This is a genomic window from Nocardioides sp. TF02-7, from assembly GCF_022437945.1.
Classification (GTDB): domain Bacteria; phylum Actinomycetota; class Actinomycetes; order Propionibacteriales; family Nocardioidaceae; genus Nocardioides.
Genome location: NZ_CP092535.1, coordinates 4506593 through 4528859 on the forward strand (window position 1 = coordinate 4506593; position 22267 = coordinate 4528859).

Genomic DNA, 22267 nt, shown 5'->3' on the forward strand with positions numbered 1-22267 from the left:
CTGACAGGTAGTCCGTCCCTGGGAGGTCCCGTGCGCCGTCCGGCCCGTCTGCTGCCGCTCGCGGCGCTGCTCGTCCTGCTGCTGACCGCCACCAGCACGCCCGTCGCCGGCCCGCCTGCCGGCGCGCTCACCGGCGGCGCGAGAGCAGCGGCGGCCCCCGGCCCCGACCGGCCCGACCAGCCCAACATCGTGCTGATCCTCACCGACGACATGCGGTACGGCGACCTCGCGTTTATGCCGCGCACGCGTCGGCTCCTCGGGCGCGCCGGCGCGACGTACACCCGTGCGATCTCGCCGCACCCGATGTGCTGCCCGGCCCGCGCCGAGCTCGTCACCGGCCAGTACGGCCACAACAACGGCGTGCGCCACAACCGCGGGCCGTGGGGCGGGTTCCCGGCGCTGAAGGCGAAGGACAACACGATCGCCCGGTGGCTGGCTGCGGCCGGCTACCGCACTTTCTACACCGGCAAGTACCTCAACGGCTACGAGGAGACCAGCCGTCCGCGGCCCGACGGCTGGACCCGGTGGGACCCGACCGTCGAGGGGGTCTACGGCTACGGCCTGCTGTCGCCGCTCGGGTTCGCGAACGGCGACGTGACCACCGGCCGCTACATCACCCACGTCCTCGGCGACCGGACCGGCGAGGCGATCCGGGCGTTCAGCGACACGGACGACCCGTTCCTCCTCTTCGTCAACCACCTCGCCCCGCACGACACGATCGCCGTGCACGACGGGCACCGGAGGCCGCTGCCGGAAGCGAAGTACCGCGGGATCCACCGGACCACCCGGCCGGACGCGGCCGGGAAGCCGTCGTACGCCGAGACGCAGGTCGCCGACCTGCCGGCGGACATGCGGGCGCTCACCCGCTCGTTCGACCGCCGCGAGGTGCCGGCGCTGTTCCGCGACCGGCTCCGGGCGCTGCGGTCGGTCGACGACGCCGTCGCCCGCACCGTGCGCCAGCTGGCCGACGCCGGCGAGCTCTCCGACACCTACGTCGTGTTCACCTCCGACAACGGCTACCTGCTCGGCGAGCACTCCCGGGTCGGCAAGAACAGCGTCTACCAGGAGGCGCTGCGGGTGCCGCTGCTCGTGCGGGGCCCCGGGATCACCCCGGGCACGGTCCACCGGGAGCCGGTCACCCTGCTCGACCTGGTGCGGTCGATGGTCGGCTGGGCCGACGCCCGACCCGGCCGCCGGCTCGACGGCCTCGGGCTGGAGCAGGCGACCGGGGCACGCACCCGGCGGGACACCATCCTCGTGCTGACCGGCGACGAGAAGCGCGACAGCACCCCGGGGCTCGCCTACCGCGGCGTGGTGACCCGTCGCTACACCTACGCCGTCCACGCCGGCGACCCGAGCACCGGCGTGCTGTTCGACCGCGAGCGCGACCCCCTTCGAGCTGCGCAACCGGTTCCGCGACCCTGCCTACGCCGTGGTCCGCCGCGAGCTGCAGCGCCGCACCGGCGCGCTGTCGAGCTGCTCCGGCGTGCGCGACTGCAACCGGGTCTTCGGGCGGCTGCCGGCGCCCCGGCGCGACTGAGCGGCACCTGCGGGTGGGACGCGCCCGGCGGCTAACCGCGCCGCCGCGGCGTCGTTGAACTCTTTACCCGACCCGCAGAGGAGGCCTCCTTGCCCTCGCCCTCCCGGCAGCGCCCGGTCCGCCGGTTCCGCGCCGGCTGTGCCGCGCTCACGGCCGCTCTCGTCGTGGCGACGCCGACGCTGCTCCTGCCCGGCTCCCCCGCCCGAGCCGGCTCCGCCGCGGAGCTCGCGCCCGCGGCGCGAACGGCGGAGGCGGTGGCAGCCCCGGCACCGAGCCACACCCGGTCGGCCCGGCCGGCCCAGGCGCCGTACCTCGTCGGCCGCGGGATCGCCGACATCACCGGGGAGCCGGCGGAGACCGGGATGATGGGGTACGCCGACACCACCCAGGTGACCGAGGGCCTCCACATGCGGCAGCGCTCCCGGGCGTTCGTGGTGGTCGACCGCCGCACCGGCCGGCGGGTGGTGCACGTGGTCGCCGACATCGGGATGTTCTTCCAGGGGCTGCGCGACGACGTCCTCGACCGGGTGCGGCACCGGCTCGGCAGCCGCTACGGCGAGCGCAACGTCATGCTGACCGCGACCCACACGCACGCGGGGGTCGGCGGCTACTCCCACCACAACATGTACAACCTGTTCTCCGGCTTCTTCCACGAGAAGACCTACGACGCCATCGTCCGCGGCGTGACGCAGTCGATCGTCCGTGCCCACCGCGACCTGGCGCCGGCGCGGCTGACCCTCGCCCGCACCCACCTGCGCAACGCGAGCGTCAACCGCTCGCGCGCGGCGTTCGACCGCAACCCGGCGCGCGACCGCCGGTTCTTCCCCCGTGCGACCGACACCCTGAGCACCACGCTCCGCGTGCACCGGCGCGGGCGCGCGGTGGGCGCGATCAACTGGTTCGCGGTCCACGCGACGAGCATGTCGACGGGCAACCACCTGATCAGCCCGGACAACAAGGGCTACGCGCAGCACCGCTGGGAGGAGCTCGCCGGGGTCGACCACCTCACCGACACCGACCCCGCGTTCGTCGCGTCGTTCGCCCAGACCAACGCCGGCGACATGTCCCCCCAACCTCAACCTGCGGCCCACCGACGGCCCGACGCGCAACGAGTTCGCCAACACCCGGATCATCGGCTCGCGGCAGCTGACGGCGGCCCGCACCCGGGCGGACCGGCGGCGTCCGGTGCGCGGCGGCGTGGACGCGCGCCTGGTCCACGTCGACCTCGGCGACGTCCGCGTCAGCGGCCGCCACACCCCCGATGGGAAGCCGCACCGCACCTGCTCCCCCGCCCTCGGCGCCGCGTTCGCCGCCGGCAGCACGGAGGACGGCGGCGGCGGGCTCCCCGATCTTCAACGAGGGGTCGGGTGGCGGCAACCCGCTCTTCGGCCTGATCAGCGAGGCGCTCTACACGGCCAGCCCGGCCCTGCGGGAGTGCCAGGCCCCCAAGGAGGTCCTGCTCCCCGTCGGCGACCTGGGCCTCGTCCAGTCCGTCGTGCCGCTGCAGCTGCTGCGGATCGGCCAGCTGCACCTGATCGGCGTGCCCGCCGAGGTCACCGTCGTCGCCGGCCTCCGGCTGCGGCGGGCGGTCGCCCGGGAGCTGGGCGTGCCGCTGCGCGACGTGCTCGTCCAGGGCTACGCCAACCACTACGCGCACTACCTGACCACCCCGGAGGAGTACGACGCCAAGGAGTACGAGGGCGCCTCGACCATCTTCGGGCGCTACCAGCTGCCGGCGATCACCCAGGTCAGCGTCCGGCTGGCCCGGGCGATGAAGCAGGGCCGGCAGCTGCCGCTCGGGGCGAAGGCGACGCAGCCGACGCCGATCGCCGACGGCTCGCCGACCGGCCCGGAGACGCCGCCCCGTGGTGCGGCGTTCGGCGACGTGCTGACCCCGCCGCGGGCGTCGTACCGCCCCGGCGGGGTGGTGCGGGTCGTGTTCGCCGGTGCCTATCCCAACAACGACCTGCGGCACGGATCGACGTACCTCACCGTGGAGCGTCGCGTCGACGGTCGCTGGCGGCGGGTCGCCGACGACGGTGACTGGTCGACGAGGCTGCGGTGGGCCCGCCTCCGCGGCGGCTCGGCGATCACCATCACCTGGGCCGTCCCGCGGCAGGCCGCTCCGGGCACGTACCGGGTCCGCTACCGCGGGGACGCCCGGGCCGCGGGCGGCGCACTGACGCCGGTGCGTGGCACCAGCCCGGTCTTCCGCGTGACCCGCTAGGGCCGGTCGGCGACGCGGACGCGAGCGAGGAGGAGCGATGACCCGGATGCCGCTGGCCGAGCGCCGGCAACAGCTCGTCGACGCGGCCGTCGCGGTGATGACCCGCGAGGGCGTCGGGAAGGCGACCACTCGCGCGATCGTCGCCGAGGCCCAGACCTCGCTCAGCGTCTTCCACTACTGCTTCGACTCCAAGCAGGAGCTCCTCGACGCGGTGATCAGGAGCCTGATCGGCACCACGGTCGACCTCGCCGAGGGGTCGTTCCGCCCCGGCGCACCACCACGGGAGATGATCCGCGACGGCCTCGAGGCCTACTGGGACCACGTGACCACCCACCCCGAGCAGCACCTGCTCACCTACGAGCTCACCCAGTACTGCCTGCGCACGCCCGGGTACGACGACGTCGCGCGGCAGCAGTACGAGCGCTACGCGCACGCGTTCGTCGTGCTGCTCCGGTCGATCGGCGCGCGGACGGCCGTGCCGGTCGAGGTGGTCGGCCGCTACCTCACCACCCTGGTCGACGGGCTGACCCTCGACTGGCTGGTGCGGCGCGACGACGCGAGCGCCCGGCAGGTGCTCGACCACCTCGCCCAGCACCTCGCGACGATGCTGGTGGAGCCGGGCACCGAGGGCTGACCCGGGTCAGCCCTCCTCGTCGACGGCCAGGTCCTCGTTGTGGGTGCCCGGCCGGGGCGCCCACGGCAGCTCCTTCGCCGGCCGTACGACGACCAGCCGGTCGCCGCGGGCGAGGAGCGCCACGACCGGGTCGAAGTAGCGGTAGACCTTCTCGTCGCGCACGACGGCGATCACCTGGTCGGGCAGCGACTGCGGCGGCATGCCGACCTCGGAGACCAGCAGCTCGCGCTCGGCCACCTCGAGCCCGTCGCCGAAGGTCAGCAGGTCCTCCATCACCCGGCCGAGCGTCGGCGACATCGAGGACAGGCCGAGCAACCGCCCGACGGCGTCGGCGGAGATGATCACCGAGTCGGCGCCCGACTGCCGGATCAACGGCGCGTTCTCCTGCTCCCCGGACCGCGGCGACGATGAACGCGTCGGGATTGAGCTGGCGCACCGTCAGGGTGGCGAGCACGTTGGTGTCGTCGCGGTCGGTGGTGACGATGACCTGGTCGGCGTTGGCGACCCCGGCGCGCCGCAGCACCTCCCGCCGGGTGGCGTCGCCGGTGATCACCGCGAGCTGGTCGGCGTGCGCCTCGGCGAGTGCCTCGGGGCTCGGGTCGACCACGACGACGTGGTCGCGGAGCAGCCCGTTGTTGACGAGCGTGTCGACGGCGCTGCGGCCCTTGGTGCCGTAGCCGATGACCACGACGTGGTGTCCCATGTGTCTCCTCCAGCGGGCGATCCGGAACAGCTCGCGGCCGCGCTGCGCGAGCACCTCCAGAGTGGTGCCGATCAGCAGCACCAGGAAGCCGATCCGGGCGGGCGTGATGACGAACGCGTTGATCAGCCGGGCGGTGTCGCTGACGGGCGCGATGTCGCCGTACCCGGTCGTGCTCAGGGTGACGGTCGTGTAGTAGATCGCGTCGATCAGCGTGATGGTGCCGGTCGGGTCGGCGGCGGTGGCGTCGCCGGCGTCGCGGTAGCCGTCGCGGTCGAGGTAGACGAGCAGCACCGTGCCGACGAGGATGCCCAGCGCGGCGAGGATCCGCCGCCCCAGCTCCCCACCACGGCGACCGGACCCGGTCGGGCAGCGCGACCCGGCCGTGCGCGAGGACGACGGAGTCGTCGGCGGCCGGTGCGTCGTTCACGCGGCGAATCTAGTGCAGCCGCCCCACCCGGCGACGGACCTCACCGTCGGTCGCGCGCCAGCACGACCCGGTCCCGCAGCCGCGACACCAGCTCGCGACGGGCGCGGGTGGTCGACGCCTGCGGGAAGACGGTGTCGAACGCGGCGTTGACCGCCGCGCCGATCAGCACCGCGAGCGCCACGAGGTAGAGCCACAGGAGCACCGCGATCGGGGCCGCCAGCGGCCCGAAGATCGAGCGGGAGTCGGCCGCGGTCACCGTCAGGAACCAGCGCAGCGCGTAGGAGCCGAGGATCCAGGCGAGGAGGGAGAACGTGGCGCCGGGCAGGTTGAAGCTCCAGTTGGTCCGCACCGGCACCGACACGTGGTAGAGCGTCGCCAGGAAGCAGATGCAGATCAGCACCACGGCCGGCCAGTAGAACGACATCAGGAAGTCGAGCCGCTCGGGCAGCCAGCCGCGCACCAGCGTCGGCCCGGCGACAACCAGCGGGATCGAGACCACGCCCGTGACGAGGGCGAGGATGTAGAGCACGAACGACAGCGCCCGGGTCTTCACGATCCCGCGGTGGCCGCCGAGCCCGTGCATGATCGTGATGGTGTCGACGAACACGTTGAGCGCCCGCGACCCCGACCACAGCGACAGCACGAACCCGATCGAGATCACGTCGAACCGGCCCGGCCGGAGCACCTGGTTGAGCGTCGGACGGATCACCTCGTTGACCGCGCGGTCGGTGAGGAAGCGCGACGTCAGGTCGACGACGGCGTCACGGATCTCCTCGACCTGCGCCGCCGAGTAGGCGTCGGCGACGTAGCCGATCGCGCCGATCAGGGCGAAGATCAGCGGCGGCACCGAGAGCACCGCGAAGAACGCCCCCTCGGCCGCCAGGCCGGTCACCCGGTGCCGCAGGCAGGAGCCGACGGTGGTCACGACCAGGCGCCACAGCAGGTGCCCCACCCGCCGGTGCCGCGGCTGCGGCGGGGGACTTCCCTCCACCCCCGCAGCCTCGGCACTCATGCCGGTTACGGTAGCGACATGAGCGCCCCGAACCCGGCACCCGGCGGCCGTCGGCAGCTGCGGCGGACCCTCAACCAGGCGCCGCCGCTCGCAGGCCACGACGTGGTCGCCACCGACCGCGCGCTGAGCGACGCCGTGCTGCGGCACGGCTCCCCCGAGGTGCTCGACTCGCTCGGGCCGCTCGGCCGCGAGGCCGGCACCGCGGAGGCCCGCGAGCACGGACGGCTCGCCAACGAGAACCCGCCGCGGCTGACGCCGTACGACCGCTACGGCAACCGGGTCGACGAGGTCGCCTTCCACCCCTCCTGGCACTGGCTGATGGAGCGCGCGATCGGGCACGGGCTGGCGGCGACGCCGTGGGAGCGGCAGGACGCCGGCGACCCGCACGCGCACGTGCGCCGGGCGGCGGGGTTCATGGCCTGGTCGCAGACCGAGCCCGGTCACGGCTGCCCGGTGTCGATGACGTACGCCGCCGTGCCGGCGCCCGGGCCGACGACGCGCTCGCGAAGGGAGTGGACGCCGCTGCTCGCGTCGACCACCTACGACCCGGGGCTGCGGCCGGTCGCGGAGAAGCGCGGCGCGCTGGCCGGGATGGGGATGACGGAGAAGCAGGGCGGCTCCGACGTGCGCGCCAACATCACCGAGGCGCGGCCGGCCGGCGACGGTGCGTACACGCTGCACGGCCACAAGTGGTTCACGAGCGCCCCGATGAACGACGTCTTCCTCGTGCTCGCGCAGGCCCCGGGCGGCGTGACCTGCTTCGTCGTGCCCCGGGTGCTGCCCGACGGCAGCCGCAACCCGCTCGACGTGGTGCGGCTCAAGGACAAGCTCGGCAACCGGTCCAACGCCTCCTCCGAGCTCGAGCTCGACGGCACCGTCGCCCACCGGCTCGGCGACGAGGGCCGCGGCGTGCGGACCATCATCGAGATGGTCGCCGCGACCCGGCTCGACTGCGTGCTCGGCTCGGCGGCGCTGATGCGGCACGCCGTCGCCGAGGCGTCGTGGCACGTCGCCCACCGCTCCGCGTTCGGCTCGCTGCTGGCCGACAAGCCGCTGATGCAGAACGTCGTCGCCGACCTCGCCGTCGAGTCCGAGGCCGCCACCGCGCTGGCCATCCGGCTCGCCGCCGCCGTCGACGCCCGGCACGACCCGGCGGAGGCGGCGTTGCGGCGGATCGCGCTGCCGCTGGCGAAGTTCTGGGTGTGCAAGCGGACGCCGTACCTCGCGGCGGAGGCGCTGGAGTGCCTCGGCGGCAACGGCTACGTCGAGGAGTCCGGCATGCCGCTGATCTACCGCGAGGCGCCGCTGAACTCGGTCTGGGAGGGCTCCGGCAACGTCAACGCGCTCGACGTGCTCCGGGCCCTCGGGCGGGAGCCGGAGGTGCTCGACGCCTGGATCACGGAGGTCGGCCGGGCCCGTGGCGGCGACACCCGGCTCGACCGGGCCGTCGACGACACGCTCGCGCTGCTCGGGGAGGTCGTCGGCGACCCGGCGCTCGCCGAGGTCAACGCCCGGCGCCTCGCGTCGCGGATGGCGCTGTGCCTGCAGGGGCGCGTTGCTCGTCCGGCACGCGCCGGTCGAGGTGACCGACGTCTTCTGCGCCTCGCGCCTCGGCGCGGCGTACGACGGCGTCTACGGCGCGCTGGCCGGCGGCGACCTCCGCGCGATCGTCGAACGGACCACCCCGACGGCCTGACCAGGCGGGCCTCTTCGGGTTATCCACAGGACGCTGGTCGGGGGTCGCGGCGGCCGGACCGAGCGGCGCAGGATGACGGCATGACCGACATCTCTCGGGACGACGGCCCGCACCGGCCCGTCCTCCGCACCGACGCCGACGTCACCACGATGTGGCGCACCATCCTCCAGCCGCTGGGGTGGCACACCCGCCGGCTCTACCTGCTGCTCGTCGACCCCGACCGCCGCCCGCGGCCCGGGGTGGTGGAGATCGACGGCATCCCCGCCACCATCGCCGCAGACGAGGCCGCGGAGGTCGTGCGGCTCCTCGCCCAGGCGGCCGGCGACACCGACCCTTCCGGCGCGTCCGGCAGCGCCGCGGTGCTGCTCGCCCGCCCCGGCGGAGAGCCACCCTCACCGACGGCGACCGCACCCTCTGCCGCACCCTCTACGAAGCCGCTGTCGCGGCCGGCGTCGCACTCGAGCTGATCCACGTCGGCACCGACACCGCCGTCGTGCCCGCTCCGATGGACGAGGTCCTGCCGCACTCCGCGTGATGCCCGGACCCGCGCCGGATGCTGCCGAGGCAGCGCGAGCCGGGGACGTCATACGGATCGTGGGCGATCGCCCTCGCCCCGCATGACGTCCCCGCGCGGCCTGGAAATCCGTTCGACTCAACGCCCGCGGCGTCTGCAGGGTGGGGCGAGTGACCAGCAGCGAGGTGTGGGACGAGGAGACGGCGAGTCGGTACGACGCCGAGGAGGCAGCCAACGCCGGGCCGGAGGTGCTCGGGCCCGTGGTCGACCTGCTCGTCGAGCTGGCCGGCAGCGGCCCGGCTCTGGAGCTGGCGATCGGCACTGGCCGGGTGGCGGTGCCTCTGCACGAGCGCGGCGTGCCGGTGACCGGCATCGAGCTGTCGGAGCCGATGGCCGCGGTGCTGCGCGCCAAGGTCGACGAGGCGGACCTGCCGGTGGTGATCGGCGACATGGCCACGACCGTGGTCGACGGCGTCGGCACCTTCACCCTCGTCTACCTCGTCTACAACACCATCTCCAACCTGCTCACCCAGGACGAGCAGGTCGCGTGCTTCCGCAACGCGGCCGAGCACCTCGCCCCCGGCGGACGCTTCCTCGTCGAGCTGGGCGTGCCCGACCTGCGCCGGCTGCCACCGGCCCAGCAGGCGGTGCCGTTCGACCTCTCCCCCGAGCACGTCGGGTTCGACACCTACGACGTCGCCGAGCAGCTGCTGACGTCGCACCACTTCCACCGTGAGCCGGACGGCTCCTACCGCCGCAGCTCCGGCCGGTTCCGCTACGCCTGGCCCGCCGAGCTGGACCTGATGGCGCGGATCGCCGGCCTGGAGCGCGAGGCGCGCTGGGCCGACTGGCGGCGCACTCCGTTCACCGGTGAGAGCACCAGCCACGTCTCGGTCTGGCGCAAGCAAGCCTGAGCGAGGCCTCCCTCCCCCGCGACCGACCTGCAAGACTGCCCGGGTGCCGCGCCTCCAGCCTCCCGCCTTCGTCGTCCGCACGCTCGCCCGTCAGCTCGGCGGGCCGTCGGGACGGCTCGGGGCGGTCGTCGCGCGGATGCTCAACAAGGGCAACCGGCCGACGATCACGGCGGCGGTGGACGCGCTCGACCTGGGGGGCCGGGAGACGGTCGCCGACATCGGGTTCGGCGGCGGCTACGGGCTCGACCTTCTGCTGAAGGCCGTTCCCGACGGTGTGGTCCACGGGGTCGAGCCGTCGGCGGACATGTTGACCCGTGCCGCGCGCAACCACCACGAGGAGCTGGCGGTCGCCCGGCTCCAGCTGCACGAGGCAGCGATGCAGTCGTTGCCCCTGGCGAGCGGGCTGCTCGACGGCTGGATCAGCCTCAACACGATCTACTTCGTCGACGACCTGGGCCCCGCCTTCGACGAGCTGGCGCGGGTGCTGGCGCCGACCGGCCGTGGCGTGCTCGGCGTCGCCGACCCGGCGTGGCTCGCGGCGCAGCCCGTCGCCCGCCACGGCTTCACGGTCCGTCCGGTCGCCGAGGTCGTCGCTCGGCTCGAGCGGTCCGGGCTCACGGTCGAGCAGCGCCAGGTGACCGGGAGCCGACCGACCGCCGGCGCCGCGCCGTACCACCTGCTGGTCTGCACGACCGGCCGGCCGGCCTGATCCTCAGACCAGCTCGAGGCCCGGGTAGAGCGGGTGCTTGTCGAGCAGCTCGGCCGAGGCGTCCCGCACCTTGTCGGCGACCCCGTCGCCGAGGACGTACGACGCCTTCGACGGCGCGCCGGCCTTGGTGGTGCCGGGCTGGGTGTTCTGCAGGACGTGGACGATCAGCTCGGCCACCCGGTCGAACTCGTCCTTCCCGAAGCCGCGGGTGGTGAGCGCCGGCGTGCCGAGCCGGATGCCGGAGGTGTACCAGGCGCCGTTGGGGTCGGCGGGCACCGAGTTGCGGTTGGTGACGACGCCGGCGTCGAGGAGCGCGGACTCCGCCTGGCGGCCGGTGAGGCCGAAGGACGTGACGTCGAGCAGCACCAGGTGGTTGTCGGTGCCGCCGGTCACGAGCGTGGCGCCGCGGCTGAGGAAGCCCTCGGCCAGGGCCTTCGCGTTGTTGGCCACGTCCTGCGCGTAACCCTGGAACTCCGGGCGCCGCGCCTCCGCGAGTGCGACCGCCTTCGCCGCCATCACGTGCGACAGCGGCCCGCCGAGCACCATCGGGCAGCCGCGGTCGACCTCGGGGGCGTACTCCTCCTGGGCGAGCACCAGGCCACCGCGCGGCCCCCCGCAGCGACTTGTGGGTCGTCGTGGTCGTGACGTGGGCGAACGGCACCGGGTCCTCGTCGCCGGTGAACACCTTCCCGGCGACCAGGCCGGCGAAGTGCGCCATGTCGACCATCAGGGTCGCGCCGACCTCGTCGGCGATCTCGCGCATCTTGGCGAAGTTCACCCGGCGCGGGTAGGCGGAGTAGCCGGCGACGATCACCAGCGGCTTGAACTCCCGCGCCTTGGCGCGCACCGCGTCGTAGTCGAGCAGCCCGGTCTCCGGGTCGGTGCCGTACTGCTGCTGGTGGAACATCTTGCCGCTGATGTTGGGCCGGAAGCCGTGGGTGAGGTGGCCGCCGGCGTCGAGGCTCATGCCGAGCAGTCGCTGGTTGCCCAGCTCGTGGCGCAGGCTCTCCCCAGTCGGCCTCGGTGAGCTCGTTGACGTTCTTGGCCCCGAGCCGCTCCAGCGCCGGAGCCTCGACCCGGTGGGCGAGGATCGACCAGAACGCCACCAGGTTGGCGTCGATCCCCGAGTGCGGCTGCGCATAGGCGTACGGCGCCCCGAACAGCTCGCGGGCGTGCTCGGCGGCGAGCGCCTCGACGGTGTCGACGTTCTGGCAGCCGGCGTAGAACCGGTGGCCGACCGTGCCCTCGGCGTACTTGTCGCTGAACCAGGTGCCCATCGTCAGCAGGACGGCCGGCGAGGCGTAGTTCTCGCTCGCGATCAGCTTGAGCGACGACCGCTGGTCGGCCAGCTCCTTGCGGGTGGCGTCGGCGACCCGCGGCTCGACGGAGGCGATCACCTCCAGCGCCTGCTGGTAGGTGCTGCTGACCAGGCTGCTGGGAACGGCGTCGCTCATGGGAACAGCGTAGGGGTGAGGCAGGTTGCCGGCACCGTGCGCCTGGAAACCGTCCGCGCACCGGCGTCGTGGCGCGGTGTGACCTCGGTCGCAGCGCCGCCCGGCCACCGGGGGCGACCTCGGCGATCCGTCCACATCCCGAGACGTCGGTCCACATCATGAGATTGCCATTTGTGGTCAGGACGTCCGGGGACTGAGACTGATTGACATGGTCACCGCTGCAACCCACGCCTTCCTCGTGGTTCGTCGCCACGTGGACCTCGGGCGCACCCGCAGCATGATGTGTCGGCCTCGCTGATCCGACCCGGCCACCCCGACCGCGCGCCTCTCGCGCGCCCATCAGCGAAGGACCCCGTTCTGCCATGGCTGACCTGCGCTTCGACTCGCCTGCGCCCCGCTTCACCGACGTCCCCCGCCCCCGCCGTGCCGAGGGCCAGTGGGCGTTCGGCTACCGCGAGCCCCTGAACAAGAACGAGGAGTCGAAGAAGAACGACGACCCGCTCAACGTCCGGGACCGCATCCTCCACATCTACTCCAAGCGCGGCTTCGACTCGATCGACCCCGCCGACCTGCGCGGCCGGTTCCGGTGGATGGGGCTCTACACGCAGCGCCGTCCCGGCATCGACGGCGGCCGCACCGGTGCGCTGGAGGAGGAGGAGCTCGACGACCGCTACTTCATGCTCCGCGTGCGCACCGACGGCAAGCTGCTCTCCCCCGACGCGGTCCGTGCCCTCGGGCAGATCGGCGTCGACTTCGCGCGCGACACCGCCGACGTCACCGACCGGCAGAACATCCAGTACCACTGGATCGAGGTCGAGAACGTCCCCGCGATCTGGGAGCGCCTCGACGCCGTCGGGCTGCACTCGACCGAGGCGTGCGGCGACTCGCCGCGACCGTTCCTCGGCTCCCCCGTCGCCGGCGTCGCCGCCGACGAGATCATCGACGGGTCGGCCGCGCTCGCGGAGATCGAGCGCCGGTTCATCGGCGACAAGGCCTTCTCCAACCTGCCGCGGAAGTTCAAGACCGCGCTCACCGGGCACCCCAGCCACGACGTCTCCCCGGAGACCAACGACGTGTCGTTCGTCGGCACCGTCCACCCCGAGCACGGCCCGGGCTTCGACCTGTGGGTCGGCGGCGGTCTCGCCACGAACCCGATGCTCGCGCAGAAGATGGGTGTCTGGATCCCGCTCGACGAGGTCGCCGACGCCTGGTCGGGCGTCGCGTCGATCTTCCGCGACTACGGCTACCGCCGCCTCCGCTCCCGGGCGCGGCTGAAGTTCCTCGTCGCCGACTGGGGCATCGAGAAGTTCCGCGAGGTGCTGGAGAACGAGTACCTCGGCCGTCCGCTGGTCTCGAACCCGTCGCCGCCGTCGCCGGTCGGCCACCGCGACCACATCGGCGTGCACCCGCAGAAGGACGGCCGCTTCTACGTCGGCATCGCCCCCACGGTGGGCCGGGTGTCCGGCTCGCTGCTGGTGCGGCTCGCCGACCTGCTCGACCAGCACGGCGTGACCGGCGCCCGGCTGACGCCGTACCAGAAGATCGTGCTGATCGGCGTCGACGGCGACGCGGTGGAGCCGCTGCTCGCGGACCTCGACGAGATCGGGCTGTCCGCGCGCCCCTCCGGCTGGCGGCGCAACGCGATGGCGTGCACCGGCATCGAGTTCTGCAAGCTGGCGATCGTCGACACCAAGCAGCGCGCCGCCGACCTGGTCGCCGAGCTCGAGCGCCGGTTCCCCGACCTCGACGCCCTCGTGCCCGGGGGGATCACCATCAACGTCAACGGGTGCCCCAACGCCTGCGCCCGCACCCAGGTAGCCGACATCGGCCTCAAGGGCCAGCTCGTGACCCACGAGGGCCGGCAGGTCGAGGGCTTCCAGGTGCACCTGGGCGGCGCCACCGGGCTCAACGCCAACTTCGGCCGGAAGCTGCGGGCCCACAAGGTCACCAGCGCCGCGCTCGACGACTACGTCACCGACGTCGTCACCGCCTACCTCGCCGACCGCAAGGACGACGAGAGCTTCGCCGACTGGGTGGCCCGGGCGGACGAGGAGCTCCTCCGCGGCGAGGCCCGGGAGCGGCTCGACCAGCGTCAGCTCGAAGGAGCCCTCGCATGAGCGAGCGTGCGGCCCCCTTCCACTGCCCCCTACTGCGGGGACGAGGACCTGTGGCCGCACGAGGTCGCCGGCGACCAGCCCGCCCACGGCGCCTGGGAGTGCCGCGCGTGCCAGCGGGCGTTCTCGCTGCGGCTGCTCGGGCTGCTCCGACCCGAGGGGGTCGTCCGGTGAGCGCGGCCACCGCCCGGGCGCGCGAAGCCCGCGGCACCCGCACCGAGGGCCGCTCCCCGGAGGAGCTCCGCGAGATCGTCTCCCACTGGGGAGCCGAGCTGGAGCTGGCGCCGGCGGAGGTGATCATCGAGTGGGCCGCCGCCACGTTCGGCGAGCGGTTCTGCGTCACCTCCTCGATGGCCGACGCCGTGCTCTCGCACCTGGCGTCGAAGGTGGTGCCGGGCATCGAGGTGGTGTTCCTCGACACCGGCTACCACTTCGCCGAGACCCTCGGCACGGCCGACGCCGTGCGGCACACGATGGACGTCGACCTACTGACCGTCACGCCGGTGCAGAGCGTGGCGGAGCAGGACGCGACGTACGGCAAGGACCTCTACAAGACCGACCCCGACCTGTGCTGCAAGCTGCGCAAGGTGCAGCCGCTGCAGGAGGCGCTCGCCGGCTACGACGCGTGGGCCACCGGCCTGCGCCGGGCCGAGACCCACAATCGGGTGATCGCCCCGGTCATCGGCTGGGACGCCAAGAAGGGCAAGGTCAAGGTCTCCCCGCTCGCCCGCTGGACCGACGAGCAGGTCGAGAAGTACATCCAGGACAACGGCGTGCTGGTGAACCCGTTGGTGTACGACGGCTACCCGTCGATCGGCTGCTGGCCGTGCACGCGGCGCGTGGCCCCCGGCGACGACCCGCGCAGCGGGCGCTGGGCCGGCACCAACAAGACCGAGTGCGGCATCCACTCATGACCGCCGCCCCCACCCTGTTCGCTTCCCCGCACCACGAGAGAGGAGGCCGATCCTGATGGCCGCTCCTGCACTGGTGGCCCTGGCTCACGGGAGCCGGGACCCTCGCTCCGCCGCCACGGTGACCGCCCTGGTCGACGAGGTCAAGGCGCTGCGCCCCGACCTCCGGGTCGAGAAGGCGTTCCTCGAGCTGTCCAAGCCGGGGTTCCAGACCGTCGTCGACAAGCTGGTCCGCGCCGGCCACGACGAGGTCGTCGTCGTGCCGCTGCTGCTCAGCGAGGCCTATCACGCGAAGGTCGACGTGCCCCGCGCGATCGCCGAGGCGACGACGCGCCACCCCGGTCTCAAGATCCGCGGCACCAAGGTGCTCGGGCTCGAGCCGCGCTTCCTCGAGGTCCTCGACGAGCGGATGCGCGCGGCGCTGAAGGCGGCGCGGGTGCGCGAGCTCGACGCTCTCGTGCTGGCCGCCGCCGGCTCCTCCGACCCGTTGGCCAACCAGGCGGTCGCCCGCCTCGCCCGCGTGTGGGGCGCCCACCACCGGCTCCCGGTGACGGCCGCGTACGCCGCCTCCGCCCCGCCGGCCACCGGCGAGGCCGTCCGGGCGTTCCGCGCCGAGGGCCGGCGCCACATCGCGGTCGCGTCGCTCTTCCTCGCGCCCGGCACCCTGCTCGACCGGGCCACCGAGCTGGCGCTCGAAGCCGGTGCGGTGGCGGTGTCGGAGCCGCTGGGCGCCCACGCCGAGATCGCCCGCACCGTCCTGGCGCGGTACGCCGTCGGCGCCGTGGAGCTGGTCCCGGTCTGAGACCGGTTTGGGACCGGGCCGGCTCCCGGAGCCGGCCCGCGCCCTAGTCGACCAGCCGGGTCCGCAGCCGGCCGAGCTCGGCGGCGGGGTCGGCGGTCACGCCGCCGTGCACCGGCCCCGGCTGCACGACGGTGCTGCGCGGTGCCTTGAGGAAGCCGAACCGCTGCGACAGCGGCTTGCCGGCGATCGCCCCGCCGCGCTCGTCGCCGGCGCAGACGCCCTCCACGAACTCGAGGGCCGCGCACACCCGGTCCACGTCGAGCGACGGGTCGAGCGCGTGCAGCCGGTCGCGGTCGCAGTGCCAGCTGACGGCGAGGTAGTCGATCGCCTGGCAGTAGAGCACCACGCCGACGTTGACGAACTCCTCGCGGTCGACCCGCGGCACGCAGCGCAGCGCGACGTACTGGTAGCTGTGGTCGTGCTGCCCGCTCACGCCGCTCCCCCGGGAGCCAGCCGCGGGTGCCGAGCCGGGCGGTCAGGAAGGCGACGTACGCCGCCCGCAGCGCGTCCGCGTCGTCGGCGCCGGGCACCGCCTCCAGCCAGGTGTCCGGGACCTCGGCGACGACCTCCTCCAGCACGCCGCCGGCCAGCCGGCCGCGGAGGTCGGCGTCGACGTCGGCGACCTTGCCGACGGCTGAGCCGAGCACGTGGTCGGTGCCGTCCCACGGCTGGGCGGCGAACCGGGCGGGGTCGCCCACGCCGCCCGCCCAGCTGTGGTGGAAGTAGAGCGAGGCGCCGTGGTCGATCAGCCACAGGTCGCCCTGCCACCACAGCAGGTTGGGGGTTGCGCCAGCTGCGGTCGACGTTGGCGGTGAAGGCGTCGAGCCAGATCACGCGGGCGGCCTCCTCCGGGTCGACGGCGCCCTCGCCGTCGAACCCGAAGGCACCGGGCAGGAAGTCGACGCCGAGGTTGAGCCCGGCGCTGGCGTTGAGCAGGTCCTGCACCTCCTCGTCGGCCTCGTAGCGCGCGATCTCGGGGTCGAGGTCGAGCACGACCAGGTCGGGGGTGCGGAGGCCGAGCCGGCGGGCGAGCCCGGCGACGACCACCTCGGCGACCAGCACCCGCACGCCCTGTCCCCGCGCCGCGGAACTTGCAGACGTAGGTGCCGAGGTCGTCGCCCTCGACGATGCCCGGGAGGCTGCCGCCCTCCCGCAACGGCGTCACGTAGCGGGTGACGGTGACGGTGGGAAGGCTCACGAGAGCGGGTCCTCCTCGGTCAGCCGGCGCTTCTGCTCCTCCACGTCGAAGTCCGCCGCGGGCCACCGCAGCCCCATCCCCCGCAGCTCCTCGAGCAGCAGCCGCCCGATCGCGAGGTTGCGGTACCACTTCCGGTCGGCCGGGACGACGTGCCATGGAGCGACGGCGGTGCCGGTGCGCTCGATCGCGACCTCGTAGGCCTCCTGGTACTCCGCCCAGCGGGAGCGCTCGTCGATGTCGACGGGGCTGAACTTCCAGTGCTTCTCGGGCTTCTCCAGCCGAGCCAGCAGCCGCCGCCGCTGCTCCTCGGCGGACAGGTGCAGCATGCACTTCACGATCGTGGTGCCCTCCTCGACCAGGCGGGCCTCGAGCTCGTTGATCGCCACGTAGCGTCGCTCGATCTCCTGTGGCGGGGCCAGCTGCCGCACCCGGGCGATCAGCACGTCCTCGTAGTGGGAGCGGTCGAAGACGCCGATGTAGCCCGGCTCGGGAAGGGCCCGCTCGATCCGCCACAGGAAGTCGTGCTCGAGCTCCTCGGGGGTCGGTGCCTTGAACGAGGTGATCCGCACGCCCTGCGGGTCGACCAGCCCGACGGTCGAGCGCAGCGTGCCTCCCTTCCCGGAGGTGTCCATGCCCTGCAGGACCAGCAGCACGCTGCGGCGGCCGCCGTGCTGCCCCTCGGCGAACAGGCGTTCCTGGAGGTCGGCCAGCTCGTCGGCCATCGCGTGCAGCGCGGCCTTGCCCTCCTCCTTGGATCCGTCGAAGCCGGGGGTGGCGTCCGTCGGGAGCGCCCCGAGGTCGACCGCGCCGGGTGGGACGCGGAGCAGGTCGGGTGTCATGGCCGAAGGCTAGTGGGGGGCGTGCTCCTGCCGGCGGAGCCGGGTCAGTGGGCCTTGCCGCCTCGTCGGTCGACGAGCGGGGGCGTGGACGACCACGGGAAGTCGATCCACTGCTCGGTGCGGCGCCAGACGTAGTCGGCATGCACGACGGTCCGCGGCTTCTCGTAGATCACGGCGCTGCGGGCCTCGGCGACGTGGCCGGCGACGAAGTCGCGCACGATCTCGAGGGTCTTGCCGGTGTCGGCGACGTCGTCGGCGATCAGGACCCGCATCCCGGTGAGGTCGACCGCGGCCGGGGTGGGCGGCAGCATGATCGGCACCTCGAGCCGCTCGTCGACGCCGGTGTAGAACTCGACGTTGACCGCGCTGAGGTTCTTGACGTCGAGCGCATAGCCGAGGCCCATCGCGAGGCCGAGCCCGCCGCGCGCGATCGCGAGCACCATGTCGGGCTCGTAGCCGTCGTCGACCACCTGCTGCGCCAGGTCGCGCACCGCGGTGCCGAACAGCTCGTAGGTGAGGATCTCGCGGGCGGCGGCCGGGTCGGTGGTCACCGGGCCATTGTGACGTCAGTCGACCGGATCGGCACCCACGTCGAGCTCGCGGCCGGCGGCGGCGAGCTCGTCGCGCACGACGGCGAACGCCAGCCCCGCGGGGTACCCCTTGCGGGCGAGCATCCCGGCCAGCCGGCGGGCGGCCGCCGTCTCGTCGACGTTCGGCAGCCCGCGCAACTTCTTGCGGACCAGTCGGCGAGCGGCCTCCTCCTCGGCGGCCGGGTCGACCTCGTCGAGCGCCGCCCGGGCGGTGTCGTCGTCGACGCCCTTGCGCCGCAGCTCCTGGGCGAGGGCCCGCCGGGCGAGGCCGCGGGTGCGCTGCCGGCTGTCGACCCACGAGCGCGCGAACGCGGCGTCGTCGACCAGCCCCACCTCCTCGAACCGGTCGAGCAGCCGGCCAGCCACGTCGTCGGGGGACGTCGCGGCGGGCCAGCCGCTCGGCCAGCTCGTGCCGGCTGCGGGCCTGCCCGGTCAGCTGGTCGAGCAGGATCTTGCGAGCCACCGACTCCGGGTCGGCCTCGGGACCGAGGTCGCGGTCGTCGTCGGCCGGTTCGGCTCTCATGTCAGCTCGGCGTTGTCGTCGGCCATCGCGGAGAACGCGACCACTGCAGCGGAGGGAGCGAGGGACGAGCGACCGGAGCGGAGGTGGGAGCTTCTCCGCGTGCCGACCGTCTGGCCGCCCGACGACCTCACGCTGCGGTCACCTCGACCGCGCGCGCGGCAGCGCGGCGCGACGAAGGAGCGACGCGCTCGCGCCATCAAAAGCTGTCGACGCCGATCGGCTCGTCGGACAGGTCCTCGCCTTCGACGGTGGGCCCGACGCCGAGCTTCTCGAGGATCTTCTTCTCGAGCTCGTTGGCGAGGTCGGGGTTGTCGACGAGGAACTGGCGGGCGTTCTCCTTGCCCTGGCCGAGCTGGTCGCCGTCGTAGGTGTACCACGCTCCGGCCTTGCGGATCAGACCCGCCTCGACGCCGACGTCGATCAGGCCGCCCTCGCGGCTGATGCCGCGGCCGTACATGATGTCGAACTCGGCCTGCTTGAACGGCGGGGCCACCTTGTTCTTCACGACCTTGACCCGGGTGCGGTTGCCGACCATGTCGGAGCCGTCCTTGAGGGTCTCGATCCGGCGGACGTCGAGGCGCACCGAGGAGTAGAACTTCAGCGCCCGGCCACCGGTCGTCGTCTCGGGACTGCCGAACATCACACCGATCTTCTCGCGCAGCTGGTTGATGAAGATCGCGGTGGTGCCGGAGTTGTTGAGGGCACCGGTCATCTTGCGCAGCGCCTGGCTCATCAGCCGGGCCTGGAGGCCGACGTGGCTGTCGCCCATCTCGCCCTCGATCTCGGCCCGCGGCACGAGCGCGGCGACGGAGTCGATGACGATCAGGTCGAGCGCGCCCGAACGGATCAGCATGTCGGCGATCTCGAGCGCCTGCTCACCGGAGTCGGGCTGGGAGACCAGCAGGGCGTCGGTGTCGACGCCGAGGGCCTTGGCGTACTCGGGGTCGAGCGCGTGCTCGGCGTCGATGAACGCCACGATGCCGCCGCCGCGCTGGGCGTTGGCGACGGCGTGCAGCGCCACCGTCGTCTTTCCGCTCGACTCCGGGCCGTAGACCTCGACCACCCGGCCGCGCGGGAGGCCGCCGATGCCGAGCGCCACGTCGAGCGCGATCGAGCCGGTCGGGATCACCTCGAGCGGGGCGCGCGAGTCGTCGCCGAGGCGCATGACCGAGCCCTTGCCGTACTGCTTCTCGATGCTGAGCAGCGCCGTGTCGAGCGCCTTGAGGCGGTCGTCCGCCATGTGCCTCACGTCCTTCGTCTGGTTGGTCGGGCCAGGTACGTCGGCGACGCTACGGCGAGGGTCCGACACGGCCTGGTCAGCCGGGCGGGTCCTGGGGACACACCTGCCGGTGCGTCGTACCTGTGGACGGTCGGTGGGTCGGTCGGCCGCCTCCCGTCGTGGGACCGACGCTACCGAACACCTGTTCGACGGTCGACCACCGCTCCCGGCGTGTCGCGTGCCGCTCCGGCGCGTACGGCGGCCGCGACCACCCCGAGCGCGAGCGCCAGGCTGGCCAGGGCGAGCGCCGGGTAGCCGGCGAGGTCGACGACCAGCCCGGCGAGCGCACCGGCGGCCGCGGCGGTGAGGCCCATGACCAGGTCGGAGGAGCCCTGGACGTCGGTGCGCGCCTCGAGCGGGGCGTGCTCGGCGACCAGCGTCGAGGACGACACCATCGCGAGCGACCAGCCGGCGCCGAGGAGGAAGAGCCCCGCCGAGACCTGCCACGACATCCCCTCCGGGGAGGAGGAGCACAGGACGAGCGACAGCGCCAGCACCACGCCGCCGGCGGCGAGGACCGGCGGGCGGCCGACCCGGTCTGCGAGCAGCCCGACCAGCGGCGAGAACGCGAACATGCCGAGCACGTGGCCGCTGATCACCAGTCCGATCACGTCCAGCTCGGCACCGCCGTGCTCCATGTGCAGCGGCGTCATCACCATGACGCTGATCATGGTGGCGTGCGCCAGGGCCAGGCCGGTGATGGCGGCACCGAGCACCGGCCGCTCGCGCACCGCCTGCCAGGCCCGGGCGGCCGAGGAGCCGTGCAGCGCGGGACCGGCAGCCCCTGCGCCGGCGCGTTCCCGGGCCACGAGCAGCGGGTCCGGGCGCAGCAGCAGGCCCACGACGAGGGCCGCCGCGAGCATCCCGAGCGCGCCGATCGCGAACGGCCCGGTCAGCTCCGGGATGTGGGCCGCCTCGGCGAGCGCCCCGGCCGGCCCGGTCAGGTTGGGCCCGAGCACCGCGCCGATCGTGGTGGCCCAGACCACCAGCGACAGCGCCCGGCCCCGGGTCCGGTCGTCGGCGAGGTCGGTGGCCGCGAACCGGGCGGCGCTGTTGGCGGAGGTCGCGGCGCCCAGCAGCACCGCGCCGAGGAGCAGCAGCGCCATCGACCCGACCACCCCGGCGAGGACCGCCAGCCCGCCGCCCGAGGCGCCGAGGAGGTAGCCGGTCACCAGGCCGGTGCGGCGCCCGCGCCGCGCCATCAGCGAGGCGAGGAGGAAGGAGATGACCGCGGCTCCGAGCACCTGGGCGGTCTGGGCGAGCCCCGACAGCGCCTCGGAGCCGGACAGGTCGCGGGCGAGGAGCGAGGCGGTCGCGATGCCGATGGTGATGCCGAGCGCACCGACCGCCTGGGTCAGGACGAGCACCCGCACGGTGCGGCGCTGCAGCGCGGCCGTGTCGACCGACGCCGGCGCCGGGGTCGTCACCGCTCGCTCGCCGGCAGCTCGAGCGTGCGCCAGACCGCCTCCCACACCTGCTTGGGCGGCACGCCGGCGTCGAGCGCCTCCTTGGCCGTGCGGTGGTCGAGGTCGCCGATGACGACCTGCTCGGCCCAGGTGCGCGAGTAGGACCGCCCGAGGTGGTGGTCGAGCCGCGCCCAGAACTCGGTGTGCCTCACAGGAGGATCATGCCCCGCCACGCTCGGCGCCGTGCACCCAGCGCACGTCCCAGAGGTGGTGGACGACGTCGTGCAGGTGGTAGCGGCCGAGGGACGCGACGGTGAACCGGCTGCCGTCGCTGCGCAGGCCGTGCCGCTCCCAGGCGTCCCCGGTCACGCCGTCGTACGACGACGCCACGCGCTCGGCCTCCTCGAGCAGCTCCGCGCCGACCCGGTCGGGCAGCAGCAGGTCGTAGCGCTCGGCGACGGCGGTCTCGTCCTGGTCCCAGTTGGGGAACCGGGGCCCGTCCTCGCCCAGCATCAGGGTGATCCGGCCGGCGAAGACCCGGTGCACGTCGCGGACGTGTGCGGCGTACTCGGTGGGCGACCACACCGTCGGCTGCGGCCGGCTGGTCGCGTCCGGCGAGGCGAGCACCTGCTGCCAGCGCTCGGCGTTGTCGCGGACCAGCGTGCCGAGCCGGGCGGGCTCGACCGTGCTCGCGTCGTAGCCGCAGTCGGGGCACGGCCGGTCGAGGACCCAGGTCCAGTCCTTGGTGTCGGGCTCGATGGACGGGCTGCTCATG

General features: G+C 73.5%; 22 protein-coding genes and 2 pseudogenes. 11 read left to right on the forward strand and 13 right to left on the reverse strand.

Annotation, left to right across the window (positions count from 1 at the left end; translation table 11 throughout):
* Positions 1-30: 30 nt before the first annotated feature.
* From MF408_RS23440 to MF408_RS23455, 4 genes are read left to right on the forward strand one after another with little or no spacing between them, the layout of a single operon-like run.
* Positions 31-1575, forward strand: coding sequence for a sulfatase (locus MF408_RS23440; protein WP_240249598.1), 1545 nt, complete (start codon positions 31-33; stop codon positions 1573-1575).
* A 54-nt stretch (positions 1576-1629) separates the two neighbouring features.
* Positions 1630-2934 carry a neutral/alkaline non-lysosomal ceramidase N-terminal domain-containing protein gene (locus MF408_RS23445; protein WP_240249599.1) on the forward strand — a complete coding sequence of 435 codons (1305 nt, stop codon included), beginning with the start codon at positions 1630-1632 and terminating at the stop codon, positions 2932-2934.
* Positions 2889-3767 (forward strand): neutral/alkaline non-lysosomal ceramidase N-terminal domain-containing protein, encoded by an 879-nt coding sequence (locus tag MF408_RS26230; protein ID WP_275693527.1) that lies wholly within the window; start codon positions 2889-2891, stop codon positions 3765-3767. Before MF408_RS23445 ends, MF408_RS26230 begins: the two co-directional genes overlap by 46 nt.
* A gap of 37 nt (positions 3768-3804) precedes the next feature.
* Positions 3805-4401 carry a TetR/AcrR family transcriptional regulator gene (locus MF408_RS23455; protein ID WP_240249600.1) on the forward strand — a complete coding sequence of 199 codons (597 nt, stop codon included), beginning with the start codon at positions 3805-3807 and terminating at the stop codon, positions 4399-4401.
* A gap of 6 nt (positions 4402-4407) precedes the next feature.
* On the opposite strand, the gene MF408_RS23460 is transcribed toward MF408_RS23455, so the two are convergent.
* From MF408_RS23460 to MF408_RS23470, 3 genes and pseudogenes are all read right to left on the reverse strand, one after another.
* Positions 4408-4773, reverse strand: a complete 366-nt coding sequence (locus MF408_RS23460) for a hypothetical protein (RefSeq protein ID WP_240252200.1) — start codon at positions 4771-4773, stop codon at positions 4408-4410.
* A gap of 76 nt (positions 4774-4849) precedes the next feature.
* Positions 4850-5395 (reverse strand): annotated as a pseudogene (locus MF408_RS23465) (potassium channel family protein); the annotation flags it as partial.
* Between the two features lie 176 nt (positions 5396-5571).
* Positions 5572-6543, reverse strand: coding sequence for a YihY/virulence factor BrkB family protein (locus MF408_RS23470; RefSeq protein ID WP_240249601.1), 972 nt, complete (start codon positions 6541-6543; stop codon positions 5572-5574).
* An 18-nt stretch (positions 6544-6561) separates the two neighbouring features.
* On the opposite strand from MF408_RS23470, the gene MF408_RS23475 reads away from it, so the two are divergent.
* The 3 genes from MF408_RS23475 (at position 6562) to MF408_RS23490 (ending at position 10376) form a co-directional block, all read left to right on the forward strand.
* Positions 6562-8706: an acyl-CoA dehydrogenase family protein gene (locus MF408_RS23475; RefSeq protein ID WP_345893804.1), complete on the forward strand. Its 2145-nt coding sequence runs from the start codon at positions 6562-6564 to the stop codon at positions 8704-8706.
* Between the two features lie 217 nt (positions 8707-8923).
* On the forward strand, positions 8924-9667 hold the full coding sequence (locus MF408_RS23485) for a class I SAM-dependent methyltransferase (RefSeq protein WP_240249603.1): 744 nt from the start codon (positions 8924-8926) through the stop codon (positions 9665-9667).
* Positions 9668-9710: 43 nt separating this feature from the next.
* Positions 9711-10376, forward strand: a complete 666-nt coding sequence (locus tag MF408_RS23490; protein WP_240249604.1) for a methyltransferase domain-containing protein — start codon at positions 9711-9713, stop codon at positions 10374-10376.
* Between the two features lie 3 nt (positions 10377-10379).
* On the opposite strand, the pseudogene MF408_RS23495 reads toward MF408_RS23490, so the two are convergent.
* Positions 10380-11830 (reverse strand): annotated as a pseudogene (locus MF408_RS23495) (glycine hydroxymethyltransferase).
* Between the two features lie 362 nt (positions 11831-12192).
* On the opposite strand from MF408_RS23495, the gene MF408_RS23500 reads away from it, so the two are divergent.
* Genes MF408_RS23500 through MF408_RS23515 form a run of 4 tightly spaced genes read left to right on the forward strand, consistent with a single transcriptional unit; the run spans position 12193 to position 15657 of the window.
* On the forward strand, positions 12193-13947 hold the full coding sequence (locus tag MF408_RS23500) for a nitrite/sulfite reductase (RefSeq protein WP_240249605.1): 1755 nt from the start codon (positions 12193-12195) through the stop codon (positions 13945-13947).
* A 6-nt stretch (positions 13948-13953) separates the two neighbouring features.
* Entirely contained in the window at positions 13954-14118 is a 165-nt protein-coding gene (locus MF408_RS23505; protein WP_240249606.1) for a hypothetical protein, read from the forward strand.
* Positions 14115-14858 (forward strand): phosphoadenylyl-sulfate reductase, encoded by a 744-nt coding sequence (locus MF408_RS23510; protein WP_240249607.1) that lies wholly within the window; start codon positions 14115-14117, stop codon positions 14856-14858. Before MF408_RS23505 ends, MF408_RS23510 begins: the two co-directional genes overlap by 4 nt.
* A gap of 55 nt (positions 14859-14913) precedes the next feature.
* A complete protein-coding gene (locus tag MF408_RS23515) occupies positions 14914-15657 on the forward strand; it encodes a sirohydrochlorin chelatase (protein WP_240249608.1) in 744 nt (247 codons plus the stop codon).
* Between the two features lie 43 nt (positions 15658-15700).
* On the opposite strand, the gene MF408_RS23520 is transcribed toward MF408_RS23515, so the two are convergent.
* The 9 genes from MF408_RS23520 to MF408_RS23560 form a co-directional block, all read right to left on the reverse strand.
* A complete protein-coding gene (locus tag MF408_RS23520; RefSeq protein WP_240249609.1) occupies positions 15701-16090 on the reverse strand; it encodes a DUF3037 domain-containing protein in 390 nt (129 codons plus the stop codon).
* The gene (locus MF408_RS23525; RefSeq protein ID WP_240249610.1) at positions 16087-16725 is read right to left on the reverse strand and encodes a hypothetical protein; all 639 of its coding nucleotides are present in this window, start codon (positions 16723-16725) and stop codon (positions 16087-16089) included. The genes MF408_RS23520 and MF408_RS23525 overlap by 4 nt, the downstream gene beginning before the upstream one ends.
* A 126-nt stretch (positions 16726-16851) precedes the next feature.
* Complete coding sequence (locus MF408_RS23530; RefSeq protein WP_240249611.1) at positions 16852-17694, reverse strand: polyphosphate kinase 2 family protein; 843 nt, start codon at positions 17692-17694, stop codon at positions 16852-16854.
* 44 nt (positions 17695-17738) lie between these two features.
* Entirely contained in the window at positions 17739-18245 is a 507-nt protein-coding gene (locus MF408_RS23535; protein ID WP_240249612.1) for a phosphoribosyltransferase family protein, read from the reverse strand.
* 15 nt (positions 18246-18260) lie between these two features.
* Entirely contained in the window at positions 18261-18650 is a 390-nt protein-coding gene (locus MF408_RS23540; RefSeq protein ID WP_240249613.1) for a RecX family transcriptional regulator, read from the reverse strand.
* Positions 18651-19003: 353 nt separating this feature from the next.
* Positions 19004-20047 carry a recombinase RecA gene (gene recA, locus MF408_RS23545; protein ID WP_240249614.1) on the reverse strand — a complete coding sequence of 348 codons (1044 nt, stop codon included), beginning with the start codon at positions 20045-20047 and terminating at the stop codon, positions 19004-19006.
* 170 nt (positions 20048-20217) lie between these two features.
* A complete protein-coding gene (locus MF408_RS23550; protein ID WP_240249615.1) occupies positions 20218-21513 on the reverse strand; it encodes an MFS transporter in 1296 nt (431 codons plus the stop codon).
* Positions 21510-21704, reverse strand: coding sequence for a DUF3046 domain-containing protein (locus MF408_RS23555; RefSeq protein ID WP_240249616.1), 195 nt, complete (start codon positions 21702-21704; stop codon positions 21510-21512). The genes MF408_RS23550 and MF408_RS23555 overlap by 4 nt, the downstream gene beginning before the upstream one ends.
* 7 nt (positions 21705-21711) lie before the next feature.
* Positions 21712-22266 carry a DinB family protein gene (locus MF408_RS23560; RefSeq protein ID WP_240249617.1) on the reverse strand — a complete coding sequence of 185 codons (555 nt, stop codon included), beginning with the start codon at positions 22264-22266 and terminating at the stop codon, positions 21712-21714.
* Between the last annotated feature and the right edge of the window lies 1 nt (position 22267).

Coding starts and splice junctions, on each gene's coding strand:
- MF408_RS23455 (WP_240249600.1), top strand. CDS start 3,805: ATGACCCGGATGCCGCTGGCCGAGCGCCGGCAACAGCTCGTCGACGCG.
- MF408_RS23470 (WP_240249601.1), bottom strand. CDS start 6,543: ATGAGTGCCGAGGCTGCGGGGGTGGAGGGAAGTCCCCCGCCGCAGCCG.
- MF408_RS23475 (WP_345893804.1), top strand. CDS start 6,562: ATGAGCGCCCCGAACCCGGCACCCGGCGGCCGTCGGCAGCTGCGGCGG.
- MF408_RS23500 (WP_240249605.1), top strand. CDS start 12,193: ATGGCTGACCTGCGCTTCGACTCGCCTGCGCCCCGCTTCACCGACGTC.
- MF408_RS23515 (WP_240249608.1), top strand. CDS start 14,914: ATGGCCGCTCCTGCACTGGTGGCCCTGGCTCACGGGAGCCGGGACCCT.
- MF408_RS23530 (WP_240249611.1), bottom strand. CDS start 17,694: ATGACACCCGACCTGCTCCGCGTCCCACCCGGCGCGGTCGACCTCGGG.
- recA (WP_240249614.1), bottom strand. CDS start 20,047: ATGGCGGACGACCGCCTCAAGGCGCTCGACACGGCGCTGCTCAGCATC.
- MF408_RS23560 (WP_240249617.1), bottom strand. CDS start 22,266: ATGAGCAGCCCGTCCATCGAGCCCGACACCAAGGACTGGACCTGGGTC.